Annotated in this window: 6 protein-coding genes; 1 reads left to right on the top strand and 5 read right to left on the bottom strand. The window is 60.5% G+C overall.

Annotated features, from left to right (window positions below; all coding sequences use genetic code 11):
- The 3 genes from MTX36_RS22525 to MTX36_RS22515 form a co-directional block, all read right to left on the bottom strand.
- On the bottom strand, positions 1-239 hold a 239-nt coding region (locus MTX36_RS22525), incomplete at its 3' end, for a roadblock/LC7 domain-containing protein (RefSeq protein WP_243621871.1).
- Positions 236-3067 (bottom strand): ATP-binding protein, encoded by a 2832-nt coding sequence (locus MTX36_RS22520; RefSeq protein ID WP_243621870.1) that lies wholly within the window; start codon positions 3065-3067, stop codon positions 236-238. The genes MTX36_RS22525 and MTX36_RS22520, both read right to left, overlap by 4 nt.
- 258 nt (positions 3068-3325) lie before the next feature.
- Positions 3326-3526 (bottom strand): hypothetical protein, encoded by a 201-nt coding sequence (locus MTX36_RS22515; RefSeq protein ID WP_243621869.1) that lies wholly within the window; start codon positions 3524-3526, stop codon positions 3326-3328.
- A 390-nt stretch (positions 3527-3916) separates the two neighbouring features.
- Here MTX36_RS22515 and MTX36_RS22510 point away from each other — a divergent pair, with 390 nt between their 5' ends.
- Complete coding sequence (locus MTX36_RS22510; RefSeq protein ID WP_243621868.1) at positions 3917-4450, top strand: hypothetical protein; 534 nt, start codon at positions 3917-3919, stop codon at positions 4448-4450.
- A 36-nt stretch (positions 4451-4486) separates the two neighbouring features.
- Here the strand turns inward: MTX36_RS22510 and MTX36_RS22505 are convergent, their stop codons facing one another.
- Together MTX36_RS22505 and MTX36_RS22500 are read right to left on the bottom strand one after the other, a co-directional pair.
- Positions 4487-5776: an SPFH domain-containing protein gene (locus MTX36_RS22505; RefSeq protein WP_243621867.1), complete on the bottom strand. Its 1290-nt coding sequence runs from the start codon at positions 5774-5776 to the stop codon at positions 4487-4489.
- Between the two features lie 2 nt (positions 5777-5778).
- A complete protein-coding gene (locus MTX36_RS22500) occupies positions 5779-6210 on the bottom strand; it encodes an NfeD family protein (protein WP_094272868.1) in 432 nt (143 codons plus the stop codon).
- Positions 6211-6223 lie beyond the last annotated feature (13 nt).

Here is a 6223-nt window from a genome sequence, read left to right as displayed (position 1 = left end):
GATTGCAGGACAGCACCGCCGTCGAACAAACGTGATGCACCCGCCGACAAGCTGGCGAGTCCGGATGTCACGGCAGCCAACTGGTCTGCACGATCGAGCGGAAGGTGGGTGCTCGCCGCGCTCAACAACCCGTCGGCCGAGACGATGATCGCGTGGCTCACACCCGGAACGTCACGCGCAAAGCCCGATACCAACCAGTCGAGTGCACGGGGGGTTTCTGGGGCTCCGACAGAATTCACTGTTCTCCTTCGTCTTTCTGAACATGTGTGGTCGAGTGTAGGGACGTGTTGTTTTCACTGATGGCGTGGCGTCGTCCGCGGCTGACGCCCGATTGGTAGTCAGTCCATCCCCGTCTGATGTTTTCCGGGCCGGCGCTCTGACGGTGAGGTCCGGAATGGGAAGGGGCAGTTGCCGTTCCGACAGTTCCCGGCACCAGCCGTGCACCACGCTCCCGGATCGGGAGACCCGAATCGGAGATCCTGGTGACGGGCATACCCGTCGATGCACGCGCCGCAACCCAACCCTCGTCAGCTTCGGTTGTCCAGATGCTTTCGCTTGCGGCACGCGAGTTGTCGTCTGTCGGATCGACCAGCCACTCGGTCACCATCCGGGCAAAGATCGGGGATGCAGTCGGCGGAATGTCAGAGGTAGCCCCGGGAGCATCCTCGCTGAAGACGTCCACACGCGGCGGTATCACGTCGCGCGTCCGGGAGGAGAAGAACGCCGCCGTGTTGGTCGGGCTAGGGGTGTTGAACAGGTGCCGCGGCGCCGGTTTCGTGACGCCGGACTCGCTCGTATCCCGTTGAGGGGCTGAGGTTTCCGTGACGCTCGGTGCCGGTGCTGGTTCAGTTCCGAGGGCATTACCGACGCCGGGTACCCCACTGATCCCTGGAGTACGGCGAGGAAGTGTGTTCGCCGTGGGACGCATACTGTCAGCCGACTGTGACGCGGCTGCAGCGGGTGCGCCCCAAACAGGTGGCGGCAAGGTGACCGCAAAGGTATTGCTCGGTTGGCGCAGCGGAAGTCCGTTGGCTGATCTTGACGGTGCCTCGCCCCCCTGAGTTGCGGCGGGTTGGACAGTTGTGACCGAGTACTCGGGTTCATTCGCAGCAGGTGCGGGAAACCCCGGAGCAACAAATGGAACCGTCGGCGGTCGAACTGCATTGTCACGGGGCGCCTCGAGCAACGCCGCAGGCAGGTGAACCATGGCGGTGATACCGCTCTGGTCGGATGTGGTGTAAGACGGGCGCAGGCGAACCGAAATGCCGTATCGACGACTGATACGACTGATGACGAAAAGTCCCATGTGGCGGGCTGTTTCGGGGCTCATCTCACCTTCGGACGCGAGGCGTCCATTGGCGTCGACCAAGTCTGCCGAGGACATTCCGATACCGAGATCGGCAATCTCCACGAGCACTGAACCGTCGTTGGTACGTGCGCCATCGATCGTCACCGGAGTTTCGGGCGGAGAGTAGCGCAGCGCATTGTCGAGGAGTTCGGTAATCAGATGCACGACATCTGCACTGGCCTGCCCACTGACCACTGCAGACGGAATCTGTCCGAGCTCGATGCGCACATAGTTTTCGACTCCGGAAACGGCAGCGCGCAGCGCGTCGAAGAGCGCGATCGGTTCGGTTCGTACGGTTCGGACGCGTCGTCCTTCGCCACCGGAAAGGATCAGAAGATTATCGCTGTTACGACGCATGCGCGTGGCGACATGGTCGAGGCGGAAGAGGTTCTCGAGGCGCCTCGGGTCGTCTTCGTCCTGTTCGAGTTGCTCGATGAGGCTGAGTTGCTGCTCGACGAGGGACTTGTTGCGTCGGGAGAGCGTTTCGAACACGTCGTTGACCTGACGACGGAGAGTTGCCTGCTCACCGGCGAGGGTGATGGCTTGGCCGTTCAGGTCGTCGACAGCGCGTGCAAGTTGTCCGATTTCCTCATGGGTGTCGATGGGGACACGCGGGAATTCGAGGTCAGTGACATTCTCACCGGCGCGGATTCGTTCGATCGCGTCCGGAAGTCCGTGTCGTGATGCCGTAAGAGCTGAGAGCCGAAGGCGCCTAATGGGATCCACCAGCGAGCGACTGATGATCAAAGCGATGACAAGGGCCGCGAGTACGGCACCGATAACCAGTGCGGCGTCGCGAAGAGCTGCGGATTGAGCGGCACTGGTTTCAGCGGTCACTGCGGCAACGAACCTGGCGATCGCGGCCTCGGCGAGGGCGTCGTACTGATCGCGACTGGATTGCAAGCCGATGCCGAATTCGCCGCTCAAAGGGGACGTCGACGGTGTGGCAGCGATTTCGCCGATGCGACTCATTGCGGATCCCTGCATTGGCTTCAGCAGGGCAAGGGGATCCTGGGCAACGTCTACGTCGATTGGCGGGAGCACCCCGCCTGGCGTGACGATTCGCATGAGTGTGCCGAGGCTGGTGAGTTCTGCGCCGGCAGTTGAAGTGAGAATGGTCCGCGTTTGTTGATCGAGGTCGCCGGTACCGTACAAAATGCTCTGATTGGTGAGTGTTTGACGGGCCCCCCACATCGCCTCGAACTCGGCACCGCGCTTACTCAGAAGTGGCAACTGGGATTTATTCATGACATCGGAGAACGGTGTCCAGATCTGGTTCGACATGTCGGTGAGGCGGGAGACCAGTTGATCTGGAGATAGTGAGCCGACTGAAACTTCGTCGACGAGAGCTTGGCTGTTCCGAACAGTCTGAGAGACCTGGTCGTAAAGCGCTGCGTCGGTTTGGAACACGATCCCGGCGGTAGCAAATTCTTGTATCGCGGTTGTGGCTTCCGCGACGGCAGTGTTGATTTCGCCGCCGGAGGCGTATGCGACTGTTAGGTCGTTGAGGGCTTGCTCCAAGTGAAGTGCCGCAGGAAGGGCGAACGTACGTTCAGCCGATACGCTGAGGTTCGAGGCATCGGTCAGTTCGCTCTGGATCCGGATGCCGCCGAGCAGGACGGCGACGAGCATCGGAACTGCGAAGACTGCGAAAACCTTCCAGCTGAGGCGCCATTCGCCGATCGACCACCACGGGGTTGTGTGTGCATCGTGTTTCATACGGACTAATGCCTCTTCGCGTCTGCTATTGAAGTCTGTCAACCCCAACTGTTGGGGCATCGGCTGACTTTCCTCAACTAAACGCAGCCGAAAGAAAGCGAACCGTACCGTAACAGAATGAATTCCATTCCCGAGGGAAAATCGTCCTTAATGTCCAAATTTGGTCGACGGGACTACCCCCGGTTCGGATTCGCCTATTGCGTCGAATAGCAGACACAGGCTTGTGTTCAACCGACCTATCAGCGAAAACCTGGAAAATTACCGTCGCGGGTGGGCGAACCAGGCGACCGCGCCAACCACAGGAACGACCCACACCACAGCCACCCACAAGAATCGATCTATGACGCCGATCTTCGACGAAACAATCGCGACGGTCGCGGAGCCGGCCAGTCCCAGCCATAAGACCACGAGAACTCCGATGATCACGAAAATAATCAGGAATGCGCCGAAGCCTGGCATACAGTCAATGTTGGACTGTGCACACTCGCTCAGCCCAGCCTCAGCCAACAGTCCGTCCACCACGGTCACCGGTTTACCCGGTCAGCGTCGTACTGCAATGAGTCGTCCGGATTAATGGGAAAGCCTTCGAGATCGCGGCAGACGAGGATCTCGTTCTCCGTCGACTTCAATGGGATGCAGGACCCGCACTAGGCGTCGAAGCCAGCAGACACCACAGCGGTGATTGCGGCCCTTCCCTTGGTTAAGCGGGGTTCGATCCAGTCACCGACCGACGCATCACTGACAGGTTCCATCCTCGGATCGTGTCAGACGTCGGACGGCATTGCACTCAGCCACTACCGATTCCATCGAGTAACATCGCACTTCGACGAAGCGGGGGATCGAAAAAGTATGGTCGTTCTGGCATTGATTGCGCTGGCGCTCGCGGCGGCAGCACCGGTTGTTACCGCTGCCATGCCGAAACTCAGTGGTGGCCACATCCAGATTCCCGAATGGGCGTCTGCGACGGTGTCACTGCCCGCGCTCGGTGTTGCAGCGCTTGCCGCCACTCGAACTATGCCGGTCACCGGATTCGCGCTGGGAGCAACGCTGGTACTTTGCGTACTCGCCGCCGCGACGGCCGGAGCACCAATCGTATTGGCCACCTTCAAGATTGCTCGACGCCAACCCGACGGAAGTCCCGCCCCCAATGCTGGACCGCTGCGTGGGGGCCGTGTCATCGGTGTGCTCGAGCGCGTCGCCGTCGCGGTATCCATTCTGGCCGGGTGGCCTGAAGGTATTGCAATCGTCTTGGCAGTCAAGGGTTTAGCGCGTTACCCCGAACTGCGTGAACCGCATGCATCCGAACAGTTCATCATCGGTACCTTCGCCAGCGTCCTCTGGGCGATCGCCGTCTGTGGAACGGGAAAGGCGCTGATCACGTAAGTTTCGTGATCAGCGCCTTTTCGTCAGTCAAGCAGGTCAGTGCCTGGGTCCACCTTCCGGCGGCTGATCCTGGTACGGGTATTTCTGCTGGAACTCTTCACGGTCGGACTGCAAGGGAAGCTGTCCGGGGAAGGCACTCTCGCCCGCCGGTGGGAGTGCAGGCTCGTTGAATCCCGACGCCGGAGCCTGCGGAGCAGTGTCACGAAGCGATCGAACAGCCGCCGCCGGATCCTCGACAGGTGTCCGAGCAGCAACTTCCGCTGCGCGCACAGTTTCTGCGATAGCCGGATCAGACTTGGACTCGAACCACTCTGCTACCTCGGCTGAATCGTCCTCAGGCTTCGGGAGATCCGCATCGGCTGTGGACGGTTCGTAACGGAATACGCCATCCTGACCCTGTGCACCAAGGGTTGTCGCAAAACCCTTGAGCGCATCGCCGAAATCGCTCGGAACGAGCCACACCTTGTTGGCATCACCCTGCGCCATTTGCGGCAACGTCTGAAGATACTGGTACGCAAGCATTTCCGGGGTCGGCTTGCCCGCCTTGATTGCGGCAAAGACCTTCTCGATAGCCTTGGCCTCACCCTGCGCTTGCAGGTACTTGGCAGCGCGATCACCTTGAGCGCGAAGGATCTGCGACTGACGCTCACCCTCAGCGTTGAGGATGGAGGCCTGCCGGTTGCCCTCGGCCGAAAGGATCTGGCTCTGCTTGGCACCCTCGGCGGTCTTGATCGCAGATTCACGATGACCCTCAGCAGTCAGAATCATGGCGCGCTTCTCACGGTCGGCCTTCATCTGCTTTTCCATCGACTCCTGGATCGACGGCGGCGGATCAATGCTCTTGAGCTCCACACGGGCGACGCGCAAGCCCCAACGTCCGGTTGCTTCGTCCAGTACGCCGCGCAGCTGACCGTTGATGGAATCACGCGAGGTCAGCGTCTCTTCCAGCGTCATACCGCCGACGACGTTACGCAGCGTCGTCGTGGTCAACTGCTCGACCGCGGCAATGTAGTTACTGATTTCGTAGACCGCTGCCTGCGGGTTGGTGACCTGGAAGTACACGACGGTATCGATGGACAGCGTCAGGTTGTCCTGAGTGATCACCGGTTGTGGCGGGAACGACACCACGCGTTCGCGCAGATCAACCTTCGCACGCACCCGGTCCGCGAACGGGATCAAGAATGTGAGCTGACCCGATACCGTCTTCGAGTACCGGCCGAGCCGCTCGATAACCGCGGCCTCAGCCTGCGGTACCAGTGCTACCGACTTCGCGACCACCAAGATCACGAAAAGCACCACCACACCGAGCACTATGAGTGCTGCCATTTTTAAGGTCCCCTCCAGACAACTGCTGTTGCGCCGTTGATTTCCATCACCGTCACCGTGGTGCCCGGCGGGTACACCTCGGAGCTATCGAGGGGACGAGCCGTCCATACTTCGCCGTTCAGTTTGACCTGACCGGCGTGCTCGCCCACCTCTTCGAGAACGATGGCGTGCTTGCCTTCGAGTGCCTGAATTCCCATCGCAGTGGGCGGCGGGGTGCCGAAGCGCCGCAACAGAAAAGGCCGAACGACCAATATCAATGCTGCCGACGACACACCGAACATCACGGCGTCCACCCACACGGGAAAATCCGTGACCGAACTGAAGCCGGCAGTTGCCAGCGCGCCCCCGGCGAGCATCAGCAGGAAAAAATCTCCTACCAGTGCTTCGGCGCCGGCGAGCACGAGTGCTCCGATAAGCCAAATAAGTGCAGCCACAACACCATCTAAC

Origin of the sequence: Rhodococcus sp. ARC_M6 (assembly GCF_022810305.1) — a bacterium.
In the GTDB taxonomy this organism is placed as follows: Bacteria; Actinomycetota; Actinomycetes; order Mycobacteriales; family Mycobacteriaceae; genus Rhodococcus_F.
Note: the sequence above shows the minus strand (reverse complement) of the source record. Positions and strands in the feature narration are given on the sequence as shown.

What these genes read in the sequence shown, in the direction of transcription:
- MTX36_RS22520 (WP_243621870.1), bottom strand. Translation starts at nt 3,067, where the DNA reads ATGAAACACGATGCACACACAACCCCGTGGTGGTCGATCGGCGAATGG.
- MTX36_RS22515 (WP_243621869.1), bottom strand. Translation starts at nt 3,526, where the DNA reads ATGCCAGGCTTCGGCGCATTCCTGATTATTTTCGTGATCATCGGAGTT.
- MTX36_RS22510 (WP_243621868.1), top strand. Translation starts at nt 3,917, where the DNA reads ATGGTCGTTCTGGCATTGATTGCGCTGGCGCTCGCGGCGGCAGCACCG.
- MTX36_RS22505 (WP_243621867.1), bottom strand. Translation starts at nt 5,776, where the DNA reads ATGGCAGCACTCATAGTGCTCGGTGTGGTGGTGCTTTTCGTGATCTTG.